General features: G+C 63.3%; 14 protein-coding genes and 1 pseudogene. 10 read left to right on the top strand and 5 right to left on the bottom strand.

The window, feature by feature from the left end:
* Positions 1–117 precede the first annotated feature (117 nt).
* The 10 genes and pseudogenes from ACSQ3G_RS18670 (at position 118) to pbpC (ending at position 17,200) form a co-directional block, all read left to right on the top strand.
* Positions 118–921, top strand: a complete 804-nt coding sequence (locus tag ACSQ3G_RS18670; RefSeq protein ID WP_436111073.1) for an SDR family NAD(P)-dependent oxidoreductase — start codon at positions 118–120, stop codon at positions 919–921.
* Between the two features lie 325 nt (positions 922–1,246).
* Entirely contained in the window at positions 1,247–3,103 is a 1,857-nt protein-coding gene (locus tag ACSQ3G_RS18665; protein WP_436111743.1) for a TRAP transporter large permease subunit, read from the top strand.
* Positions 3,104–3,148: 45 nt separating this feature from the next.
* Positions 3,149–4,168 carry a TRAP transporter substrate-binding protein gene (locus ACSQ3G_RS18660; protein WP_436111072.1) on the top strand — a complete coding sequence of 340 codons (1,020 nt, stop codon included), beginning with the start codon at positions 3,149–3,151 and terminating at the stop codon, positions 4,166–4,168.
* 35 nt (positions 4,169–4,203) lie between these two features.
* Positions 4,204–5,079, top strand: coding sequence for an IclR family transcriptional regulator (locus tag ACSQ3G_RS18655; RefSeq protein WP_436111071.1), 876 nt, complete (start codon positions 4,204–4,206; stop codon positions 5,077–5,079).
* A 16-nt stretch (positions 5,080–5,095) separates the two neighbouring features.
* Positions 5,096–6,265, top strand: coding sequence for an acetyl-CoA acetyltransferase (locus tag ACSQ3G_RS18650; RefSeq protein WP_436111070.1), 1,170 nt, complete (start codon positions 5,096–5,098; stop codon positions 6,263–6,265).
* Positions 6,262–7,902, top strand: a pseudogene (locus ACSQ3G_RS18645) (acyl-CoA synthetase); the annotation flags it as partial. The gene ACSQ3G_RS18650 and the pseudogene ACSQ3G_RS18645, both read left to right, overlap by 4 nt.
* Positions 7,903–8,025: 123 nt before the next feature.
* On the top strand, positions 8,026–8,766 hold the full coding sequence (locus ACSQ3G_RS18640) for a PCC domain-containing protein (protein WP_436111742.1): 741 nt from the start codon (positions 8,026–8,028) through the stop codon (positions 8,764–8,766).
* A 2-nt stretch (positions 8,767–8,768) separates the two neighbouring features.
* The gene (locus ACSQ3G_RS18635; protein WP_436111069.1) at positions 8,769–9,518 is read left to right on the top strand and encodes an SDR family NAD(P)-dependent oxidoreductase; all 750 of its coding nucleotides are present in this window, start codon (positions 8,769–8,771) and stop codon (positions 9,516–9,518) included.
* Positions 9,519–9,654: 136 nt separating this feature from the next.
* Positions 9,655–15,102 (top strand): alpha-2-macroglobulin family protein, encoded by a 5,448-nt coding sequence (locus ACSQ3G_RS18630; RefSeq protein ID WP_436111068.1) that lies wholly within the window; start codon positions 9,655–9,657, stop codon positions 15,100–15,102.
* A gap of 16 nt (positions 15,103–15,118) precedes the next feature.
* Positions 15,119–17,200, top strand: coding sequence for a penicillin-binding protein 1C (pbpC, locus tag ACSQ3G_RS18625; protein ID WP_436111741.1), 2,082 nt, complete (start codon positions 15,119–15,121; stop codon positions 17,198–17,200).
* A gap of 973 nt (positions 17,201–18,173) precedes the next feature.
* On the opposite strand, the gene ACSQ3G_RS18620 is transcribed toward pbpC, so the two are convergent.
* From ACSQ3G_RS18620 to ACSQ3G_RS18600, 5 genes are all read right to left on the bottom strand, one after another.
* Entirely contained in the window at positions 18,174–19,028 is an 855-nt protein-coding gene (locus ACSQ3G_RS18620; protein ID WP_436111067.1) for a dipeptide ABC transporter ATP-binding protein, read from the bottom strand.
* Positions 19,025–19,882 carry an ABC transporter ATP-binding protein gene (locus ACSQ3G_RS18615; RefSeq protein WP_080955217.1) on the bottom strand — a complete coding sequence of 286 codons (858 nt, stop codon included), beginning with the start codon at positions 19,880–19,882 and terminating at the stop codon, positions 19,025–19,027. Before ACSQ3G_RS18615 ends, ACSQ3G_RS18620 begins: the two co-directional genes overlap by 4 nt.
* Positions 19,883–19,884: 2 nt before the next feature.
* Positions 19,885–20,751, bottom strand: coding sequence for an ABC transporter permease subunit (locus tag ACSQ3G_RS18610; RefSeq protein ID WP_436111740.1), 867 nt, complete (start codon positions 20,749–20,751; stop codon positions 19,885–19,887).
* 77 nt (positions 20,752–20,828) lie between these two features.
* Positions 20,829–21,833 carry an ABC transporter permease subunit gene (locus ACSQ3G_RS18605; protein ID WP_046637329.1) on the bottom strand — a complete coding sequence of 335 codons (1,005 nt, stop codon included), beginning with the start codon at positions 21,831–21,833 and terminating at the stop codon, positions 20,829–20,831.
* Positions 21,834–21,989: 156 nt separating this feature from the next.
* Positions 21,990–23,585, bottom strand: a complete 1,596-nt coding sequence (locus tag ACSQ3G_RS18600) for an ABC transporter substrate-binding protein (protein WP_436111066.1) — start codon at positions 23,583–23,585, stop codon at positions 21,990–21,992.
* Positions 23,586–23,804: the final 219 nt, after the last annotated feature.

The raw sequence follows: 23,804 nt of genomic DNA, 5'->3' as shown, positions 1-23,804 counted from the left end.
TTCGAGCAGTCAGGTACTTTTTGAACATGTTCTGTCCGCGATTGAACATGGACCGGATGAAAACCGCACCGTAAGTTGCTTCGCGCCGCCGGGGAGGGTGGCTCGGAGGAGCAATTTATGGATCGCATGAAGAATAAGGTCGTTCTCGTCTTTGGTGCCGGTTCGGTCGGCCCGGGTTTCGGAAACGGCAAGGCCGCGGCTGTCGCCTATGCGCGCGAGGGCGGCAGCGTCGTCTGCGTCGACGTCGATCTCGATGCAGCGAGGAACACGGTCGACGTCATCGAATCCGAAGGCGGCACGGGCCTGGCGCTCGCCGCCGACGTCACCAGATCCTCCGACATTGCCGTCGTCGTCGAAACGACCATGGAACGCTTTGGCCGTATTGACGTGCTGCACAACAATGTCGGCATCAACCTGCCGGGCGGTGCGGCGGAGGCAACCGAGGAGAGTTGGCGCAAGGTGATGGACGTGAACCTGACTAGCGCCTTCCTCACCTGCAAGGCTGTTCTGCCGATCATGGAGAAGCAGGGTGGCGGGGCGATCATCAACATCTCGTCGCTCGCCTCCATCCGGTGGACCGGCTACCCCTACGTTTCATATTATGCATCGAAGGCGGCGCTCAATCACTTCACGCGGGCGATTGCGATCGAATATGCGTCCAAGGGCATCCGCGCCAACGCGATCCTGCCGGGGGTGATGGACACGCCGCATATCCAGAAACAGATCAGTGGTTATTACGGTTCCGCCGAGGAGATGAAGGCCAAAAGAGACGCCCTTTCGCCGATGAAATGCCAGGGAGACGGCTGGGATATCGCCTGGGCCTCGGTTTTTCTCGCATCCGACGAGGCGAAATACATTACCGGAGTCGAGCTTCCCATCGATGGCGGGCTGCATGTGACGGTGTCCGGGAGCTTGAGCTGAGACAATTGCAGCTACGCTGGAGAGAGATCCATGATGTGGATCGGTTTTAAAGTTTTCTGCTCTGGCGGCAAATTTAGACTTGCCTAATCGGTCCGTGTTCAGCAAACTCCGGCAACTTGAAGAAGAATAAGATCCAGATAATGGACCACTGCGGATGGCTGGAGGAGCCGGACGTCGGGAGGAAAAGCGGTCACGCCGGAGAGGGGTGTAGTCCGCCTGGATTTGCGGCTCGGCCGCGATCGATCCGGAGTGTTTCTTTCGTCTGTCCCCTTCGCGGCACTGAGGAGGATGACGCGTGACGGCAGCCCATAATACGATCGAGCCCATGGATGAGGCTTCTCTGCTCGCCGGGCTTGAGGGCGTGGCGCCGCAGCAGAGCGGTTCCGTCTGGATGCGACCGGTGGAGGCGATCGCCGCGGCGCTTCTCGTCGGCATCATCGCGCTTCTATTGGCCGGGGTTATTTCCCGTTATGTCTTTTCGCTGCCGGTCGTCTGGATCGACGAGGTGGCATCGATCTCTTTCCTCTGGCTTGCCATGCTCGGTTCGGCCATGGCCGTCGACCGCAGCGAACACCTGCGGCTGACGCTCTTTGTCGGCATGCTGCCGGAAAAGCTGCACGGCTTGGCGAATACGCTGGCCCTGCTGCTGATGGCGCTCTTCCTCGGCGTGATGCTGCGGCCGGCCTATGAATATGCGATCGAGGAATCCTACATTACCTCGGCAGCGCTCAACATTCCGATGAGTTTCCGCGCCGCGGCCCTGCCGGTCGGCATCGGGTTGATGCTGATCCTCGCGGTCGTCAACGCGCTGAAGGGATCGACCTTCAGGCAGGTAGCGATGTCCGTTGTGGTCATCGCCGCGGTGACGGCGCTGCTCTGGCTCGTCGGACCGGGCCTGAAACAGATCGGCAACTGGAACATCCCGATCTTCCTCGTCGGTTTCGTCGCGCTGTTCCTGGTTCTCGGCGTGCCGATCGCCTTCTGTTTCGGCCTCGGGACGCTGGCTTTCCTGACGTTCACGACTTCCGTGCCTGTGTTCGTGATGATCGGACGCATGGACGAGGGCATGTCGAGCATCATTCTGCTGTCGGTGCCGATCTTCGTGCTGCTCGGCTGCGTGCTCGATGCGACGGGCATGGGCAGGGCGATCGTCGAGGTGCTGGCCTCGCTGCTCGGCCATGTCCGGGCCGGCATGTCCTATGTGCTGCTCGGCTCGATGTTTCTGGTATCCGGCATTTCGGGCTCCAAGGTCTCCGACATGGCGACCGTTGCGCCGGCGCTGTTTCCGGAAATGAAGCGCCGCGGCCACAAGCCGCCGGAGATGATCGCGCTTCTGGCAACCGGGGCGGCGATGGCGGAAACCGTGCCGCCGTCGATCGTGCTGATCGTGCTTGGATCCGCCGCTGGCGTTTCGATCGCGGGGCTGTTCACGTCCGGTTTTGCGATCGCCATGGTTCTGCTTTTGGTTCTCGCGATCCTGGCGCGCTGGAAGGCGCGGCACGAATCCATGGCGGGTGTGCGCCGGGCGCCGCTTTCGGTGATCAAGAAAGCGCTGCTGGTCGCCGCCCCCGCACTTCTCTTGCCCTTCCTGATCCGCACCGCTGTCGGCGAGGGCATTGCCACCGCGACGGAAGTTTCGACGATCGCCGTCCTCTACGCGATGATCATCGGGGCGACGCTCTACGGTGGCATCAGCCTGAAGAAGCTCTATTCCATGCTGGTGGAGACGGCAGCACTGTCCGGCGCGATCCTGATGATCCTGGGTGCCGCCTCGGCCATGGCCTGGGCGCTGACCCAGACAGGGTTTGCGGCGCAGCTCGTCGAGGCCGTGCAGGGCCTTCCGGGTGGGTGGATGACCTTCATGGGCGTCACCATCCTGATCTTCTTGGTGCTCGGCTGCGTGCTGGAAGGCCTGCCGGCGATCGTGCTGATGGCGCCGATCATGTTTCCGGTCGCCCGTTCGCTCGGCATCAACGATATCCACTATTCCATGGTGGTGGTGACGGCGATGAATATCGGCCTGATGACGCCGCCGATCGGTATCGGCTTCTACATCGCCTGCAAGATCGGCAATGTCTCGCCGGACGAGGCCATGAAGGCCATCTGGCCCTATATCGGCGCGCTGATGATCGGCCTTCTGGTGATCGCAGCCGTGCCCTACTTCTCGACGGCCTTTCTCTAAGGGCTCTGAGGCAAAAAACTGGGAACGAAATCGGAGGAGGATTTCATGAACGTCAACCGCAGAACGCTTCTTTTGGGCGCAGCCACGACCGGCATCGCCACGACCTTTTCAATCCGCACGCGGCCGGCCAACGCCGCCGAGTTCACCTACAAGTTCGCCAACAACCAGGCGCTGACGCACCCGATGAACGTCCGCGCCAAGGAGGCCGTCGCCAAGATCCAGGAGGAGAGTGGCGGCCGCATGGCCATCAACATCTTCCCGTCGAGCCAGCTCGGTGCCGACACCGACATGCTGAACCAGGTGCGTTCGGGCGGCGTCGAGATGTTCAGCCTGTCGCCGATCATCCTGTCCACTCTCGTGCCGAACGCTTCGCTCAACGGCGTCGGCTTCGCCTTCCCGAGCTACGACAAGGTCTGGCCGGCAATGGACGGCGAGCTCGGCAAATATGTTCGCGGCGAGATCGAGAAAAAGGGTCTGCTGACGTTCGACAAGATCTGGGACAACGGTTTCCGGCAGATCACTTCGTCCAAGGGGCCGATTACGACGCCTAAGGATCTCGAGGGCTTCAAGATCCGCGTGCCGGTCAGCCCGCTCTGGACCTCGATGTTCACCGCCTTCGGTTCGGCGCCCGCCAGCATCAACTTTGCCGAAACCTATACCGCGTTGCAGACCGGCATCGTCGACGGACAGGAAAATCCGCTGGCCATCCTGACGACGGCGAAGCTGTTCGAGGTGCAGAAATACGTCTCGATGACCAACCACATGTGGGACGGTTTCTGGATCCTCCTCAACCGCCGCTCCTGGCAGGCGCTGCCGGCAGATCTGCAGGGTATCGTCTCGAAGCACTTCAACGCCGCCGCCGAGCTGCAGCGCAAGGACGTCATGGGCCTCAACGCGACCGTTCAGGCCGAACTCGAAGGCAAGGGCATGAAGTTCAACAAGCCGGACGGCGCTCTTTTCCAGGAAAAGCTGCGCGCTGCCAATTTCTACAAGGACTGGAAGTCGAAATATGGCGACGAAGCCTGGGCGATCCTCGAAAAGGCTATCGGCAAGTCATTGAGCTGATCGGCGGCGGCCATGCATCTGATGGGAAACGGCATATGCAACAGGTGATCGAGATCCCGTCGGGTCTTCGGGAAGGTGCTGTTTCCGGCTCGCAGGCGGTGGAGCGGGCGCTGCAGCTTCTCTCCATCGTCGGCCGCGGCGCGGAAAAGGGCGTGGCGCTCGCCGATGTGGTCGCCGATAGCGGCCTCAACAAACCCACCGCCCGGCGGCTGCTGATGGCGCTGATGCGGTCCCGCCTCGTCGAGCAGGACGAGCTTACCCGCCGATATTATCTCGGCGGGGAGCTTTACGTACTCGGCATGCTGGCCTCTCGCCGGCATGGCCTTCTGGAAATGGCAGGCGAAAGCCTGAAGCGGCTGTCCGGAAAGTCCGCCGATACGAGTTTCGTCTCGATGCGGCGTGACGATTACGCCGTTTGCCTGCACCGAGAGGAGGGCACGCATCCGGTGCGTACCCACGCATTGCTCACCGGCGACCAGAACCCGCTGGGTGTGGGGGCCGGATCACTTGCCATGCTGGCGGCATTGCCGGACGCGGAAGTGGAGGCGGTCCTCGGCCGCATTGAAGGCGTCATTGCCGCGCAATATCCGGGCTATTCCCCTCAGATTATCCGAGAGGATGTCGCTCGCTCACGCGAACTCGGTTACGCGCTCAATCCCGGACGGGTAATCGCCAATTCCTGGGGGATCGGCATGGCGATCCTGCTGCCTGACGGACGGCTTGCAGGAGCCTTGTCGATTGCCGCAATCGACAGTCGCATGGGCGAGGCGCGTCAGAAGGAGCTTGCCGGGCTGCTGGCTCACGAGGTCGAGCGGGTACAGGGCAAGCTGAAATCGCTGTTCAGTTCGGAGAAACCGGCGCTTCGAAAGGCGCCGCAGGCGGCACGGTCGAGAACACCGGAACGGGTTTGAAACGAAGGAGAAGGTCATGGCAGGAGCGCAGATCGTCGGTTGGGCGCATTCGAAGTTCGGCAAGTCCGAAGCGGCCTCGACGCGGGAATTGATGGCCGAGGTGATCAATCCGGCCCTCGAACATGCCGGCATCACGGCCAAGGATATCGACGGCATTTTCGTCGGCGTGTTCAACAACGGCTTTTCGAAGCAGGATTTTCAGGGCGCCCTGGTGGCGATGGCGGCCGACGGGTTCGACCATGTGCCGGCGGTGCGGATGGAGAATGCCTGCGCCACCGGTTCGGCGGCGCTTTATACAGCGCTCGACTTCATCGCTGCCGGCCGCGGCAAGATCGCGCTGGTCGTCGGTGCCGAAAAGATGACGGCACTGCCCACCAAGGAGACGGGCGACATCCTGCTGTCGGCCTCCTACCGCGAGGAGGAGGCGGACGTTGAGGGCGGCTTTGCCGGCCTCTTCGGCCGCATCGCCAGCCACTATTTCCAGCGTTATGGCGATCGCTCGGAGGAACTGGCGATGATCGCGGCGAAGAACCACGCGAACGGCATGAAGAACCCCTATGCGCATATGCAGAAGGATTTCGGCTTCGATTTCTGCAACACGGTGTCCGACAAGAACCCCTATGTGGCGGCGCCCCTGCGCCGTACCGATTGCTCGCTGGTGTCCGACGGTGCGGCCGCACTGGTGATTGCGGCGCCAGAAGTCGCGGCCGGCATGAAGCGCGCCGTCGCCTTCAAGGCGCATAACCATGTCAACGATATCCTTGCCATGTCGCGCCGCGATCCGATCGCCTTCGAGGGCGCGCGCATGGCCTGGCAGAAATCGCTGGCGGAGGCGGGCGTTTCGCTCGACGATCTCAACTTCGTCGAAACCCATGACTGCTTTACGATAGCTGAACTCATCGAATACGAGGCGATGGGGCTTGCCGAACCCGGCAATGGGTATCGCGTCATCCGCGAAGGCATTACCCGCAAGGACGGCCGCCTGCCGGTCAATCCGTCCGGGGGCCTGAAATCCAAGGGCCATCCGATCGGCGCGACCGGCGTTTCGATGCATGTGATGGCGGCGATGCAGCTTTGCGGGGAGGCAGGCGAGATGCAGCTGCCGAAGGCGACGATGGCCGGTGTCTTCAACATGGGCGGTGCTGCCGTGGCCAATTACGTGTCGATCCTGGAGCGGACGAAATGAATGCGACGACCTCGGTTGCCGTCGGCGATCAGGCCGAACCGAAGGGAGGGCTGAGCCCCCGTTCGACGCGGGTGATGAACCTCGCCCGCTTCGTGACGCAGGCGATGCGCCGCGAGCCGCAGGGTATCGCCCTGGTCTGGGCCGAAAAGACCTGGACCTGGGAGGAGTTCGAGGCGCGCATCGACGCGATGGCGGCAGCGCTGCAGCAGCGCTTCGGGGTGGCAAAGGGCGACCGCATCCTGGTCCAGTCGCAGAACTGCAACCAGATGTTCGAGAGCATGTTCGCCTGTTTCCGGATCGGCGCCGTCTGGGTGCCGACCAATTTCCGGCAGACGCCGGAAGAGGTCGCCTATCTCGCCAAGGCGAGCGGCGCGACCGGCCTGATCTGCAACGCCTCGTTTCCGGATCATGCGCGGGTTGTGCGGGAAAGCAATCCGGAGATCGGCTTCGTTATTGCCATCGGCGAGGCGGATTTCGGGCCGTCCTATGATGCCGTTGTCGACGAGTTCGGCGGCAGAAAACCGGCCGAAGCGCGGGTCGAGCGCGACGATCCTTGCTGGTTCTTCTTCACGTCGGGCACGACCGGTCGGCCGAAGGCGGCGGTGCTGACCCACGGACAGATGGCCTTCGTGATCAATAACCATCTCTGCGACCTGATGCCCGGCGTTACCTCCGCCGATGCCGCGCTGGTCGTTGCTCCCTTGTCGCATGGCGCGGGCGTGCATCAGCTCACCCAGGTGGCGCATGGGGTGAAAACCATCCTGCTGCCGACCGAAAAATTCGATATCGATGCGGCGTGGGCGCTGATCGAAAAATGGCGCGTGTCGACGATGTTCACCGTGCCGACCATCCTGAAGCTGCTGGTCGAGCATCCGGCCGCCGAGAAATACGACCACTCCTCGCTGCGCTACGTCATCTATGCCGGCGCGCCGATGTATCGCGAGGACCAGAAGCGGGCGCTGAAGAGCCTCGGGCCGGTGATCGTGCAATATTTCGGGCTGGGCGAGGTGACGGGGGCGATCACCGTCCTGCCGCCGGCGCTACATTCGGCCGAGGACGGCGAAGCTGCCAGGATCGGGACCTGCGGCATGGAACGCACCGGCATGCAGGTGTCGATCCAGAACGATGCGGGCGACGAGGTCGCGCCCTACGAGACCGGCGAGATCTGCTGCATCGGTCCGGCCGTCTTTGCGGGTTATTACGACAATCCCGAGGCCAACGAGAAGGCGTTCCGCAACGGCTGGTTCCGCACCGGCGATCTCGGCCACATGGATGCGGAGGGTTTCCTCTACATCACCGGCCGCGCCTCGGACATGTATATTTCCGGCGGCTCGAACGTCTATCCGCGCGAGATCGAGGAGAAACTTCTCACCCATCCGGCAATCAGCGAGGTGGCCGTGCTCGGCGTGCCCGATCCGCTCTGGGGCGAAGTCGGCGTCGCCGTCTGCGTCGCCAAGCCGGGTTCGGCGGTGACCGAAAAGGACCTGTTCGCCTTCATCGACGGCAGGATGTCCCGCTACAAGATGCCGAAGCGGTTCATCTTCTGGGAAACGCTGCCGAAATCCGCCTACGGCAAGATCACCAAGAAGATGATCCGCGAAGAACTGCGGGCACGCGGCGAGCTGGACAGTAAGTCGGCTAACGATCTGCCGGCGCTGCGTCAGCTCAAGCATCCTGGTCCCGTCGCGCTGATCAGGCGCGAGGCGGTACGGACCGCGCTGAAGCCGGTCGAGGGTGTGCTGCGGCCCGGCGAGGTCTTCATGGCCGAGGTGGCGCGCATCTTCGCTGAGGCCGGCTGCAAGGGTGGTTTCCTCAATGTCGAAGGTGGGGCCTGCGATCCGTTCCGTTATGTCCTGCCGGCCTTCTCACCGGACAAGGACCATGCGGCCTGGTATAGCGCGACCTTCGCGCCGGAGGTGGGCGGCAGGTTTTTGGCCGCGACCGCCATGGTTGGCGAGCGGGACGGGGCGCCGTTCCTGCATTGCCACGGCATCTGGGACACCGGCGAAGGGGTTTTGCGCATGGGGCATGTGCTGCCCTTCGACAGCATCGTCAGCCGTCCGATCGCGGTCAAAGGTTATGGCAGCGCCACCGCGACCTTCTCTTCGATCCCCGATCCGGAGACGAATTTCACGCTGTTTTCCGCCAAGGGCGAAAGCGGCGAGGGCAACGGCATTCTGCTGCGGATCCGCCCGAACGAGGATGTCGGGATGGCGATCGAAGACGTTTGCCGGGAGCATGGCATAACGAGCGCCCGCATCTACGGCATTGGCAGCATCAACGAGCCAGTGTTCGAGGATGGGCGCCGGGTGGTCTGCCTCGCGACCGAGATCGCCATCGAGAACGGCGTGCTCGAAATGACACCGGATGGGCTTCGGGCCTCAATCGACGCCGCGATCGTCGATACGGACGGCGTGATCTATCACGGCCGGCTGGCGCGGGGCGACAATCCCGTCGGCGTCACCTTCGAACTGGTCATCATCGAAAATCGGGAGAGCTGAACATGCGCAGCGTCGTCGTCACGGGTGCGGGATCGGGTATCGGCCTTTCGACGACGGAGCTTCTCATCGAAGCCGGCTGGCATGTGCTCGCTGCAGACCGCGACGTCGCGGCACTCGAACGGCTGATGGAACGGCTCGGAAATCGGTCCGGTCTCCTCACCACCGTTCTCCTCGACATCACCGACGAAAAGGCGATCGCGGGTCTCGCGGAACGCTGCCAGGCTCTTCAAAACCCGCTTCAGGCACTGGTCAACAGTGCGGGCATCGGTTCGAACGTTCGTTTCGCCGATACCACGACCGACCAGCTGCGGCGGATTTACGAGGTCAATGTCGTCGGCGCGTTTGCGCTGTCGCAGGCGCTGGCGCCGATCATGCGGGAAAACGGCGGCGGGTCGATCGTCCATATCGCCTCGGTCTCCGGCATCAAGGGCAATCTCGGCCGTTCCGCCTATGGCGCGTCGAAGGGCGCGCTGGTGACGCTCACCAAGATCATGGCGGTCGAACTCGCGGACGACCTGATCCGCGTCAACGCCATTGCGCCGGGGCCGATCGAGACGCCGATGGTCAAGGAAAACCACACCGCCGCGACGCGCGAGGAGTGGAAACGCACCGTGCCGATGCGCCGTTACGGCCGGCCGGAGGAGATCGCCACGGCGATTGCCTTTCTCGTCGACGAACGCCAGTCCTCCTATGTGACCGGCCAGATCCTCGCCGTCGACGGCGGATTTACGGCGGCCGGGCTGATGGCCTGATCCGTTCCGGCACGACGTTCGTCATATGACAATCTCTTCATGAAAATAGGCGGCCCGACGCGTCGGGGCTCGTTGACAAGTCACGGGATAGATTAGAAAACTGCCAGCTTCCGACGGCAGCCACGGGGGGACTTCCATGTCTAGGCGCGCGATATTCGGCTTTCTCGCTCTCATCGTTTCCGCATTCGCTTTCGCCTCGCCGCTGACGGCGGCCGACCGGCGGATCGAAAGCACTCCGAACAGCGATTATCTCGGCTTCGATCTCAGAACCGTGAAGAATGTCAGCCAGCCCCAATGCGAGGCCGCCTGCATCGGCGACAATGCCTGCAAGGCTTTCACTTATAACGAGAAGGCCAAGTGGTGCTTCCTCAAGTCGGATTACAGCCAGCTCAACCCGTTCCAGGGCGCAACAGCCGGCAAGATCGTTGTATCGGCTATCGAACCGGATATCGGCGCTCCGCCGAAACTGTCCTTCCTCTCGGAAGAGGTTCTCCAGCAGGCGCGTGATCAGAAGGATGGCCTGACGCTCGGCGACAACCAGCAGGGTTACGGCGTCGAAAGCCTCAAGACGATCGCCCAGGGCCAATTGCTCGCCGGCAATGTCGATACGGCGATCTACAATTTCAAAGGCGCGCTCTCGATCATTCCCGATGACGGAGCGCTGTGGATCGAGCTTGCGCGCGCCGCCGGCACCGCCAAGAACAACAGCAGCGCCGATGGCGAAGGCACGCTTGCCGCCGTCAACGGCTACCAGCTTTCGCGCACGACGCAGACCCGGGCGGATGCGCTGGCGGTTCTGGCCGCAGCGCTTGCCAAGCAGCAGAATTATCGCGCGGCGCTCAACGCTTACAAGGCAAGTCTTGCGCTCGTAAATGCCCGCACCGTGCAGGCCGCCTATAACGACCTGCGCGAACGCAAGGGTTTCCGCATGACCGGCAACACGGTCGATGCCGATAGCGCCAACCCGCGCGTCTGCGTGCAGTTCTCCGAACCGCTGGTGAAGATCGGCGTCGACTACGCTCCCTTCGTCGTGCTCAACGGCCAGGCGCCGAAGGCGATGGAAGCCAAGGGCAACCAGATCTGCGTCGAAGGCCTCACCCATGGCCAGCGCTACAAGCTGTCGCTGCGCCGGGGCCTGCCGTCTTCCGTCGACGAGCCGCTTGTTGCCCAGGTCGATATCGACATCTACGTCAAGGACCGCTCGGCGACCGTGCGGTTCACCGGCGACAGTTTCGTGCTGCCCTCGACCGCACGCCGCGGCATTCCGATCGTCTCGGTCAATACCGAAAAGGCCAATCTGAAACTCTACCGGGTCGGCGACCGCAGTATCGCGGCACTGCTCGCCAATTCGCAATTCCTGACCCAGATGGACGGCTATAACGCCACCCAGATCGAGGAGCAGAGCGGCGAACTGGTCTGGCAGGGCACGATCGATATCGCCCAGGACCTCAACAAGGACGTGGTGACGAGCTTCCCGGTCGATGAAGCCCTGCCGACCCGCAAGCCCGGCGTCTACATGCTGACGGCTGCGGCCGCCAATGCGACGAGCCAGGAATACGATACCAAGGCGACGCAATGGTTCGTGGTGTCCGATATCGGGCTCACCACCTATGCCGGCACGGATGGCCTCAACGTCTTCGCCCGCTCGCTCGGCAGCGCCAAGCCGATGGCCGGCGTCGATCTGCAGCTGCTCGCCAAGAACAACGAAATCCTCGGCACGGCGAAGACCGATGCGGACGGCCGCGCGGTGTTCACCGCCGGCCTGATGCGCGGCACGGCGGCGATGGTGCCGGCGGTGCTGGCGGCCCAGAACAACGGCCAGGACTATGTCTTCCTCGACATGGCCCGTGCCGGGTTCGATCTGTCCGACCGTGGCGTGACGGGTCGCCCCGCACCCGGCGCGATCGACATCCTGCCCTGGACGGAGCGCGGCATCTATCGCCCCGGCGAAACCGTGCATGCCTCGGCGCTCGCCCGCAATATCGATGCGACGGCGATCGAAAACCTGCCGCTCACCTTCGTCTTCCTGCGCCCCGACGGTGTCGAAGATCGGCGGATGGTCAGGAACGGTTCGCTCGGCGGTTATGCGCTCGACCTGCCGCTGCTGGCCACCTCGATGCGCGGCACCTGGACGATGCAGATCTTCACCGATCCCAAGGGCTCGGCGATCGGCGAAAAGACCTTCCTCGTCGACGATTTCGTGCCGGATCGCATTGAGTTCGACATGACCAGCGACGCCAAGGAAATCGCGGTCGGGGCACCGGTGCCGGTCAATATCGACGGCCGATATCTCTACGGCGCGCCGGCAGCCGGCCTCAATCTCGAAGGCGAGATCGCGCTGAAGACGACGCGCGAAAATCCCGCCTTCCCGGGTTACCAGTTCGGCCTCGTCGACGAAGAGGCGAGCGAAGCGGTGCGCATTCCGCTCGAGGAGCTCGAACCGCTCGACGACGACGGCAAGGCAACCTTCGACGCGACCGTTGCCGAAGCGCCCTCGACGACGCAGCTTGTGAACGCTGATATCGTGGTGCGCATGCAGGAGGCGGGCGGCCGGGCGATCGAGCGTTCGATCACACTGCCGGTCAAGGCGGAAGGTGCGCGGATCGGCATCAAGCCGGAATTCTCCGGTGATCTCGGCGAAAACTCGGTCGGCAATTTCACCGTGATCATGGTGGACGCGGCCGGCAAGAAACAGGCGGTGCAGAACCTGCCCTGGAAGCTGATCAAGATCGACCGCGATTATCAATGGTATCGCGACGGCTCGTCCTGGCGGTATGAGCCGGTGACCCGGACCAGCCAGGCTGCCAACGGCATGGTGAATGTCACGGCAGACGGCGGCAAGGTTTCCGTGCCGGTCAACTGGGGCCGCTACCGGCTCGAGGTCGAAACTGCCGATATCGGCGGGCCGACGTCGAGCGTCGAGTTCGATGCCGGCTGGTTCGTGGCCGCGACCTCGACCGAAACTCCGGATGCGCTGGAAATCGCGCTGGACAAGCAGAGCTACAAGGTCGGCGAGACGGCCAAGCTCAAGGTGTCGTCGCGTTACGCCGGCGAGCTGATGATCACGTCCGGTTCCGAGAGCCTGATTGCGGTCAAGACCGCGAGCATCGGCGCGAATGGCGGCGAAGTCGACATTCCGGTCACCGCCGCCTGGGGTGCCGGTTCCTATGTCACGGCGACACTTTATCGTCCGGGCCAGGCGCAGGAAAGCCGTATGCCGATGCGCGCCATCGGCGTTACCTGGCTGAAGGTCGATCCGGAAAGCCGCGATCTGCAGGTGCAGATCACCGCGCCGGAAAAAACGCTGCCGCGCCAGCCGCTCAACATCTCGCTGCAGGTCGCCGGAGCGGGCGCCAATGAGGACGCTTATGTCACCGTTGCCGCGGTGGATGTCGGCATCCTCAATCTGACGCGTTACCAGCCTCCGGCGCCGGACGACTGGTATTTCGGCCAGCGCCGCCTCGGCCTCGAAATCCGCGACCTCTATGGCCGTCTGATTGACGGTTCGCTCGGCGCGACCGGACGGTTGCGCACCGGCGGTGACGGCGGCAGCACGGCGCTGCAGAGCAGTCCGCCCAAGGAAAAGCTGATCGCCTTCTTCTCCGGCCCGGTGAAGCTCGATGCACAGGGCAAGGCGAATGTCTCCTTCGACATTCCGCAGTTCAACGGCACGGCCCGCGTCATGGCTGTCGCCTGGTCGAAGACCGGCGTCGGGCATGGCGTCAAGGACGTGGTGATCCGCGATCCGGTTGTGGTCACCGCCAGCCTGCCGCGCTTCCTGGCGCCTGGCGACCAGACTAATCTCAGGCTCGACATCGCCAATACCGATGCGCCGGCGGGCGACTACCAGCTCGCCATCACCACCAACAAGCCGGTTGCCGTCGACCAGAAGGGGACCGGAAAGATAACGCTCGCCGCCGGCGGCAAGTCGGATGTCACGCTTGCGCTTCGCGGCGTCGAACCGGGCGACGGGTCGATCCTGGTCCGCCTTTCGAATGCGTCGGGCATGTCGCTGGACCAGGTGCTCGATATTCCGGTGCGGCCTGCCGCCATGCCGATCACCCAGCAGCGGCTTGTCCAGCTGAAGCCGGGCGCCAGCGTGACCGTCGATGCCAACCTGCTTGCCGACAGCATCCTGCCGGGTGCCTCGGTCAGCGTGAACGTCAGCCGCTCGACCGCCTTCGATATTCCCGCGCTGCTGATGAGCCTCAGCCGTTATCCCTATGGCTGCGCGGAACAAACGACCAGCCGCGCCCTGCCGCTTCTCTATCTCAGCCAGATGGCGGTGCAGAACGGCCTTGCCGACGATACGGAAGTCAAGAAGCGGGTCCAGGATGCGATCCATCGCGTGTTGTCCTACCAGTCCTCGGCCGGCAGCTTCGGCCTCTGGGGTCCGGGCGGCGGCGATCTGTGGCTCGATTCCTACGTGAGCGACTTCCTCAGCCGGGCCCGCGAGCAGGGTTACGACGTGCCGGAACAGGCGCTCGTCCAGGCTCTCGACAGCCTGCAGAACTCGCTCGGCTTCACCAACAACGTCAAGGATCAGGGCAACGAGATCGCCTATGCGCTCTATGTGCTCGCCCGCAACCGCAAGGCTGCGATCAGCGACCTGCGTTATTACGCCGACACGATGCTGAACGATTTCCCGACGCCGCTCGCCAAGGCCCATATCGCCGCGGCGCTGGCGCTTTACGGCGATGCCCAGCGGTCAAAGAATATCTTTGCGGCCTCGCTGCAGATGTCGGAAGCAGCGCAGATCCACAGGGTCAGCCTGTCGCGCTCGGACTACGGTTCGTCCTTGCGTGACGGTGCCGCGGTTCTGGCGCTCGCCGCCGAAAGCCGGCCGGTGCCGCCGATCGTTCCGGCACTCGCCACCATCGTCGCCAAGGAGTGGGGGCAGAAGAAATACACCAGCACCCAGGAACAGACCTGGATGCTGCTTGCCGCCCGCGCGCTGCAGAACGGTGACGACGGCCTGCGCCTGCAGGTCAACGGTGCCGACCATCGCGGCACGCTGATGTCGCAGATGACCGGCGATGCGCTGATCGGCCATCCGCTGACCGTCAAGAACAACAGCGCCGATCCGCTGTCTGCCTCGATCACCACGGTCGCGGCACCGGCTCAGCCGCTGCCTGCCGGCGGCGACGGTTTCCAGATCACCCGCACCTATTACTCGATGGACGGGGAGGAGACGAATGTCAGCGAGGCGCAGCAGAACCAGCGTTATGTGGCGGTGATCACCATCACCGAGAGCAACAGCTGGCCGTCGCGCATCGTCGTCACCGACCTTCTGCCGGCCGGGTTCGAGATCGACAATCCGAGCATCGTCAACAGCGCCAGCCTCGCCAATTTCGACTGGATCGAGGAAGTGCAGGCGGCCCACACCGAATTCCGCAACGACCGTTTCGTTGCGGCCTTCGACCGGAGCGCCGGCGACAACCGCGAGATCACGCTCGCCTATGTGGTCCGCGCTGTAACCCCCGGCGTCTACGATCATCCGGCTGCCCAGGTCGAGGACATGTATCGTCCGCAGTTCTCGGCCCGTACCGCAATGGGCAAGATGGAGGTGCTTGCCGCCCAGTAAGCGGCAGCTCGTTCCGATGAAGCTCAGGTGGAAACTTTCGATCGGTCTGGGGATCGGCCTCGGCGTAGCGGCGGGGCTGATCGCCGGCCTCGATGCGGTCGACAGGGCCTATCCCCCGCCGCTCGAAAAGGCGCGGGTGGTTTCCGCCGAAGTGCTGGATGCGGATGGCGAGTTGCTGCGCGCCTTCGCGACGCCCGAGGGGCGTTGGCGGCTTCGTACGAGCACCGAAAACGTCGATCCGCGATTCCTGAAAATGCTGGTCGCCTATGAGGACCAGCGTTTCTACGAGCATGGCGGGGTCGATCCGTGGGCGCTCGGCCGAGCGATGCTGCAGCTTGTCACCAACGGTCGCGTCGTTTCGGGCGCTTCGACGCTGTCGATGCAGGTGGCTCGGCTGATCGAACCGCGCGAGAGCCGGTCCGTTGCGGCAAAACTCCGTCAGGTCGTCCGAGCCGTGCAGATCGAGCGGCGGCTTTCCAAGAGGGAAATCCTCGAACTCTACCTCACCCATGCGCCCTATGGCGGCAATCTCGAGGGCGTGCGGGCTGCGAGCCTTGCCTATTTCGGCAAGGAGCCGCGGCGGCTGACGGTGGCGGAGGCGGCACTTCTGGTTGCCCTGCCGCAATCGCCGGAGGGCCGGCGGCCGGATCGGCATTTCAAGGTTGCCCAGGCGGCGCGCGAGCGGGTGCTGATGCGTTCGGCCGTTGCCGCGGTCACCGGCGACGGTGAGTCGGAGCGGGCGGCACGCGACAGTATCCCGGCGCGCCGGCTGCAATTGCCGGCCTATGCGGCGCATCTCGCCGAAGCGGCGATCCGCAAACAGCCGAAGACCGAGCAGCACAGGACGACGCTGAAGCGCAGCATCCAGCAGGGGCTGGAACAGGTCGCCAGGGAGGCTTCGGTCAAGCTCAGCCCGAAGGTCTCTGTCGCCATGGTGATGGCGGATATCACCACCGGCGCGATCGTCGGCGAGGTCGGTTCGGCCGATTATTTCGATGCGAGCCGCTCCGGCTGGGTGGACATGACGCGGGTCAACCGCTCGCCGGGCTCGACGCTGAAGCCGTTCATATACGGCCTCGCCTTCGAGCAGGGGCTGGTGTCCCAGGAAACGATCATCGAGGACCGGCCGGCGGATTTCTTCGGTTACCGGCCGAAGAATTTCGACATGACCTACCAGGGCGACGTCAGCGTCCGCCAGGCGCTGCAGCTGTCGCTCAACGTGCCGGCCGTGCGGCTGCTCGATGCCGTCGGCCCGTCGCGGCTGATGATCCGCTTTCGTCGCGCCGACGTGCGCCCGGTCCTGCCGGCCAACGAGGCGCCGGGCCTGGCGATCGGCCTCGGCGGCGTTGGCATCACGCTCAAGGATCTGGTGCAGGCCTATGCGGCGCTCGCCAATCGCGGCAATCCGATGCGGATCGGCAATGGCATCGAGGACCAGCCAGGCATGATCGACGGCGAGCCGCTTCTCGATCCGCAGGCGGCGTGGAACGTCGCCGATATTCTCTCGGATGTTCTGCCGCCGCAGGGCAGCCGAAGGCTCGGCATCGCCTACAAGACCGGCACGAGCTACGGTTATCGCGACGCCTGGTCGGTCGGGTTCGACGGACGTCATGTGCTCGGCGTCTGGATCGGGCGGCCGGACAATGGCGCGGTGCCAGGCATCGCCGGTTATCAGACCGCGGCGCCGATCCTGTTCGAGGCGTTTTCCAAATCCGGCGTGCCGATCACGCCGCTGCCCTCGGCGCCGTCGGGTGCCGTCCGCATTGCGCAGGCCGAACTGCCGATCAGCCAGAGGCGGTTCTCGATGACCGCGAACGGACTGTTTTCCGCCTCGACGCGGGAGCCGGCACCACAGATCGTTTATCCGCCGGAAGGCGCACGGGTCGATCTCGGGGCGTTATCGGGCGATATCTCGCCGCTGGTCCTGAAGCTGCAGGGCGGCCGTGCGCCGTTCCGGTGGCTCGCCAACGGCAAACCGCTCAGCGAACTGTCCCGCCGCCGAACCAGCGAGTGGAAACCGGATGGCGCCGGTTATTCGACGCTGACGGTGATCGACGCCGCCGGCCGTGCCGCGAGCGTCAGGGTTTTCGTGGAATAGAATGTTGCAGCTTCCGCGCGGGAAGGCGCTCGGGCGTCCGCTCGGCTTCGGCCAACGCTTTGGAGCCCCGCGCAGTCGCCTGCCGTGGTTTTCAAAGATCGGAGAGCCCACACGAATGCGGAACCTCATAGTAAAATAATAGTATGGCTCCGCATTCGCGTGGCCTTCGGCGTTCTTTCGGGGCTTCCGGCCCCTACAGGTGATCATCTCGCCTCGCTGCGTGGCTTCGTTTTCGACTTCCTTTCGGGAAATCCTGCCACTTGCACGGCTCAACCGAACCGGACATGGCTGTCCGGGGGAGGCTTGATAGGCGGCTCCATCCGAAAACATCGCCGCCATGGCTTTCACCTCTTCCACCTTTCCCGCACGTTACGGTTCCGATGAAAGCGCCGGCTCCCGCCTGCCCGCGAACGTCTCGCGAAACACTCCGGCGACGGAAGCGGGAGGATTATAGGCAGAAAGCTGGAGAGCGGGGATGATGAGGCGGTTAAGTTATTGGCGATGCTGGAGAGCGGCGATCAATTATCCACGGGTAAACGGAAAGACCGCATTGGACGGCGCTTCCCGCCATACCCCCTCTGTCCTGCCGGACATCTCCCCCTCAAGGGGGGAGATCGGCTGGGGGCGCCCCCTCCTAAACAAACAACCGATTCACCCGGTAGCTGCGGGTAAGCGGGAAGGCTATGAAGCTGGTGATCTTCCTCCTCGCGGGCAGGGCGATCGTTTTATGGAATGTGCGGCGGCGCGGCATTTTTAACCCTCCCCCTTGTGGGGAGGGTGGCCGGCAGGTGGGAGGGGTTTTCATGCTGGATGAAGTCCCCTCCCCAACCCCTCCCCACAAGGGGGAGGGGCTCCGCGCGCCGTCCCATACATTCATAGGCGATCCGCTTGAGGTGGGGGTGGCTCGGCTCGCGGGCTTCCTCAAACAGCAGATTTTCCAAGCTTGGAAGCGCCCGGTAGCCAGGTGCTCGGCCTAAGCTGCCGTCGTCGCCTTCTTCTTCGCCACGCGGGCACGGATCGACTCGATGTCGGCCTTCGGCGTCGCCTTGAAAAGCGTGCGGGTATAGTCGTGCTTCGGGTCGGAAAACACCTCTTCGCGGGTGCCGTATTCCACGGCCTCGCCGAAATACATCACCATCACCTCGTCGGCGATGTAGCGCACGACGGAGAGGTCGTGGCTGATGAAGACGTAGGTGAGGTTGAACTCGTCCTGAAGATCGGCGAGCAGGTTCAGCACCTGGGCCTGCACCGAAAGGTCGAGGGCCGAAACCGGTTCGTCGAGCACGAGAAGCTTCGGGTTCATCATCAGCGCGCGGGCGATCGCGATGCGCTGGCGCTGGCCGCCCGAGAACATGTGCGGATAACGGTTATAGTGTTCCGGGCCGAGGCCGACCTTCGTCAGCATTTCGCTGGCGCGGTCGCGGCGTTCGCCGGCCGACATGTCGGTGTTGATCGCCAAGGGTTCGCCCAGCACATCGCCGATCTTCTGGCGCGGGTTCAGCGAGCCATAGGGGTTCTGGAAGACGATCTGCACCTTCTGGCGCATTGCCTGGGTCAGGTGGCCGGGGCGGGTATCGACCTTCTTGTTGTCGATCAGCAGGTCGCCGCCGGTCGGTTCGTCGATGAAGGTCAGCATGCGCGCAAGGGTGGATTTGCCGCAGCCGCTTTCGCCGACGATCGCCAGCGTCTTGCCGCGTTCGAGCTTGAAGGAAACGCCCTTCACCGCATGGATGATCTTCTTCGGCTTGAAGAGGCCGCCCGGCAGTTCGTAATCGCGCTTGATGTCGCGCACTTCGAGCATGGTGTTATCGGTCATATTATGGCTCATGCGCGTGCCTCCGGCGCGGGTTCCGGATTGCCGTCGAAGAAGGCGGAAACGGTGGTCAGGCGGTCGCCGGTCGCGTTTTCCGGCAGGGCCGCCAGCAGCGCCTTGGTATAGTTGCTCTTCGGGCTCTCGAAGAGGGAAAGCACATCGGCTTCCTCCATCTTGCGGCCCTTGTACTGCACGATGACGCGGTCGGCGGTCTCGGCGACCACGCCCATGTCATGGGTGATCATGATCAGGCCCATGCCGTTCTTGGCCTGCAGCGCCATGATCAGGTCGAGAATCTGCTTCTGGATCGTCACGTCGAGCGCGGTGGTCGGCTCATCGGCGATCAGCAGTTTCGGATTGCAGGCGATTGCGATCGCGATCATCACGCGCTGGCACTGGCCGCCCGACATCTGGTGCGGAAAGTGGTTCAGCCGCTCTTCCGGGTTGGGCAGGCCGACCTGGCTGAACAGTTCGATGGCGCGGGCGCGACGGGCTTTTGCGTCGAGGCCGAGATGGATGCGCAGCACTTCCTCGATCTGGAAACCGACCGTGAAGCACGGGTTGAGGCTGGCGACCGGCTCCTGGAAGATCATCGCGATGTCCTTGCCGATCAGCTTGCGGCGCTCGGCCGGGCTGATGTTCTGGATGTCGCGGCCTTCGAAGAGCATGCGGTCGGCGGTGATCTTGGCGGTCCACGGGAGCAGCCCCATGACGGCGAGCATGGCGACGGACTTGCCGGAGCCGGATTCACCGACGATTGCCAGAACCTCGCCCTTTTCGACCGAGACGGAGACGCCGTCGACGGCGCGGAACCAGCCGGTTGCTGTTTCGAATTCGACGATGAGGTTGTCGATTTGCAAGAGCGCCATGATCAAGACCTCTTCAGTTTCGGGTCGAGCGCATCGCGCAGGCCGTCGCCCATCAGGTTGATGGCGAGAACGGTGACGAGAATGGCAACGCCGGGGAAGGTGACGACCCACCAGGCGCGCAGGATGAATTCACGCGCTTCGGCAAGCATCGTGCCCCATTCCGGTGCCGGCGGCTGGGCGCCCATGCCGAGGAAGCCGAGGGCGGCTGCATCGAGAATGGCGTTCGAGAAGGAGAGCGTCGCCTGGACGATCAGCGGCGCGGTGCAGTTCGGCAGGATGGTGCGGAACATCAGGCGCAGCGGCCCGGCGCCGGCAAGCCTTGCGGCAGTCACGTAGTCGCGGGTCTTTTCGGCCATCACGGCGGCGCGGGTGAGGCGCACGAAATGCGGCTGCAGGGTGAGCGCGATGGCGATCATGCCGTTGGTGAGGCTCGGCCCGAGGATCGCGACGAGCACGAGGGCGAGCAGCAGCGACGGGAAGGCGAGGATGATATCCATCAGGCGCATGATGACGGTATCGATCCAGCCGCGGTAATAACCGGCGATCAGCCCGACGATGATGCCGCCGGTGAGCGACAGCGTCGTCACGAAGACGCCGATGAACAGCGAATACTGCGCGCCATAGATCAGGCGGGACAGGATATCGCGGCCGACAGGATCGGTGCCGAGCAGATAGGACGGGTTGCCGCCTTCGGCCCAGGCCGGCGGAAGCAGGGCGAAATCGCGATACTGCTCGAACGGCGAATGCGGGGCGATGAACGACGCGAAGATCGCCACGATGACGAGGGCGACGAAAATAACGAGGCCCAGAACGGCGCCGCGATTTTCGGAAAAGTAGAACCAGAACTCGCGGAGCATCTGGCGGCGCATCGCGGCGCTGGAAACCGGTTCGGCGATCTTGGTAACAGTGGTATCGGCCACGGGATTTTCTCCTTCTTGATGCCGGATCAGTGTCGGATTCTGGGGTTGATCAGGCCGTAGAGCAGATCAACGATGAGATTGACGAACATGATGATGGCCGCGATCAGGAGCAGGCCGCCCTGGATGACGGCGTAGTCGCGGCGGAAGACGCTGTCGACCATCCACTTGCCGATGCCCGGCCAGGAGAAGATCGTCTCCGTCAGGATGGCGCCGGCGAGCATGACGCCGATCTGCAGGCCGATCGTGGTGATGACCGGGATCATCGCGTTGCGCAGCGCATGGATGCCGACGACGCGGAAGGGCGAGAGGCCCTTGGCGCGAGCGGTGCGGACATAATCTTCCGAGAGCACTTCCAGCATGGCGGAACGCGTCTGGCGGGCGATGACCGCGAGCGGAATGGTCGCCAGCACGATCGACGGCAGGGCAAGATGGCTGATCGCCGAGGCGAAGGCGCCCTTCTGTCCCGACAGCAGCGAATCGATCAGCATGAAGCCGGTGACCGGCGGGAAGAAGAACATCAGCGAGATGCGGCCGGAAACCGGGAACCATTGCAGGGTGCCGGAGAACAGGATGATCAGCAGCAGGCCCCACCAGAAGATCGGCATCGAATAACCGACAAGCGCGATGCCCATCAGCCCCTGGTCGAAGATCGAGCCGCGCTTGATCGCGGCGATCACGCCGGCCGGAATGCCGAGAGCGACGGCGATGACGATGGCGCAGAAGGAAAGTTCCACGGTCGCTGGAAACAGCGCCCAGAACTGGTCGAGGATCGGCTTCTTGGACACGATCGACGACCCGAAATCGCCGGTCAGCACGCCGCCGAGATAATCGAAATACTGGACGACCAGCGGCCGATCCAAGCCGAGCTGTGCACTGATCTGGGCATGCCGCTCCGGCGACATGACACGTTCGCCGGAAAGAAGCGCAACCGGATCACCCGGCAGAAGTCGGATAAATGAAAAAGCAATGATCGAGACCCCGATGAAAGTCGGGATCAACACGGCGATACGCCGCAACAGGAAGCCAAACATTCGAAACCTTCGTGGTTTTTGGTTCGTGGCCGATTCACGGTTTTGTCAAGCCATGAAGACGGCAATCGTGGCGTCTTCGCCAAATTTTGGCGTCTCATAAGAAAATGCCGCGGGAAACGCAACGCGTCCCGCGGCAAAATCGTCGTGAAGCAGAAATTACTGCGCGATATCGACCGCTTCGAAGGTGAAGTCGCCGAGCGGGCTCTGGGTAAAGCCGGTCACGCCCTTGCGCATCGGTACGACCGAGAGGGAGTGATCGATGGTTGCCCAGGGAGCGTCCTTCTTGAAGATCGCCTGAGCCTGTTCGTAGAGCTTGGTGCGCTCGGCCAGGTCGGAGACGACCTTGGCCTTCTTCACCAGAGCGTCGAACTCCTTGTTGCACCACTGAGCGCGGTTGTTGCCGCCGACGGCGTCGCAGCCGAGCAGCGTATCAAGGAAGTTGTCCGGATCGCCGTTGTCGCCGGTCCAGCCCATGATGGCGGCGCCATCGCGGTTCTTGTCCTTCGAACGCTGCAGGTATTCAGCCCATTCGAAGGAAACGATCTCGACCTTGACGCCAATCTTGGCGAAATCGTCCTGGATGATTTCGGCCGCGCGGCGGGCATTCAGCATGTAGGGACGCGAAACCGGCATCGCCCAGACCTTCATGGAAAGGTCCTTGACGCCTGCGTCGGCGAGCATCTTCTTGGCCGCTTCGAGATCGTACGTGTCGTCCTGGGTGGCCTTGCTGTAGGACCACATGGTCGGCGGGATCGGGTTGACGGCAGGTGTCGCCATGCCCTGGAAGACGGAATCGACGATCGCCTTCTTGTTGATCGCCTTGTTCAGCGCCTTGCGGACTTCCAGCTTGTCGAACGGAGCCTTGGTCGTGTTGTAGGCGAGATAGGCGACGTTCAGGCCTTCCTGCTCCAGAACCTGGAGGCTCGGATCAGCCTTCATGGCCTTCACATCGGCGGCGTTCGGATAGGGCATCAGGTGGCATTCGCCGGCCTTGAGCTTCTGGTAACGAACGGCGGCGTCGGTGGTGATCGCGAACACGAGGTCGTCGATCTTCGGAGCCGTGCCCCAGAAATCGGCGTTCTTCTTGAAGCGGATGACGGCGTCCTGCTGGTAGCCCACGAAGGTGAACGGACCGGTGCCGACCGGCATCTGGTTCAGCTGTTCCTTCTTGCCGGCCTTATCGAGGCTGTCGGCATATTCCTTCGACACGATCGAGGCGAACGGCATGGCGAGGTTGGCGAGGAACGGTGCTTCCGGACGGTTGAGCGTGACCTTGACGGTCAGGTCATCGACCTTCTCGATCGACTTGATCAGCTTCGGAAAGCCCATGCCATCGGCATATTCCCAGGTCGCGCCGGAAATGTACTTGTTCCAGGCGTTCTTCTCGTCGATCTGGCGGCCGATCGAGAAGACGACGTCGTCGGCGTTCAGGTTACGGGTCGGCTTGAAGAAGTCGGTCGTCTGGAACTTGACGTTCGGACGCAGCTTGAAGGTGTAGACGGTGCCGTCGGCGGAAATCTCCCAGCTCTGGGCGAGGCCTGCTTCCGGCTGGGTCGTGCCCGACTTGAACTCGAGCAGGCGGTTGTAGATCGGATGCGCCGAAGCGTCGAAGGTCGTGCCGGCGGTATAGATGCCGGGGTCGAAGCCTTCCGGAGAACCTTCCGAGCAATATACGAAGGTCTTGGCGCTGGCGCCGCTTGCGAAGAATGTTGCCGACAGCAGCGCTGCGGCAAGGGTGAGTTTGTATTTCATTTGGATCTCCCGATGACCTGTGGCCGGCTTATACGCCGTGCCCGGTGGATGTCTTCAGCTGGAATGGCGCGTATATAGCGCCCAACGACTGGTATTCCCGTGTTCACCTCCTGGCCGGCGATATTTCGCTGCGGCCGGCCTTCAAAATGCGTTTCTCCTGGCGGGTCCGCGACGGCCTTCAGGCCGTGCATGCCCCTGTTACCTGATTCCGATCAACGG

It is taken from the genome of Neorhizobium tomejilense (assembly GCF_964254135.1).
GTDB classification, from domain to species: Bacteria; Pseudomonadota; Alphaproteobacteria; order Rhizobiales; family Rhizobiaceae; genus Neorhizobium; species Neorhizobium tomejilense.
Note: the sequence above shows the minus strand (reverse complement) of the source record. Positions and strands in the feature narration are given on the sequence as shown.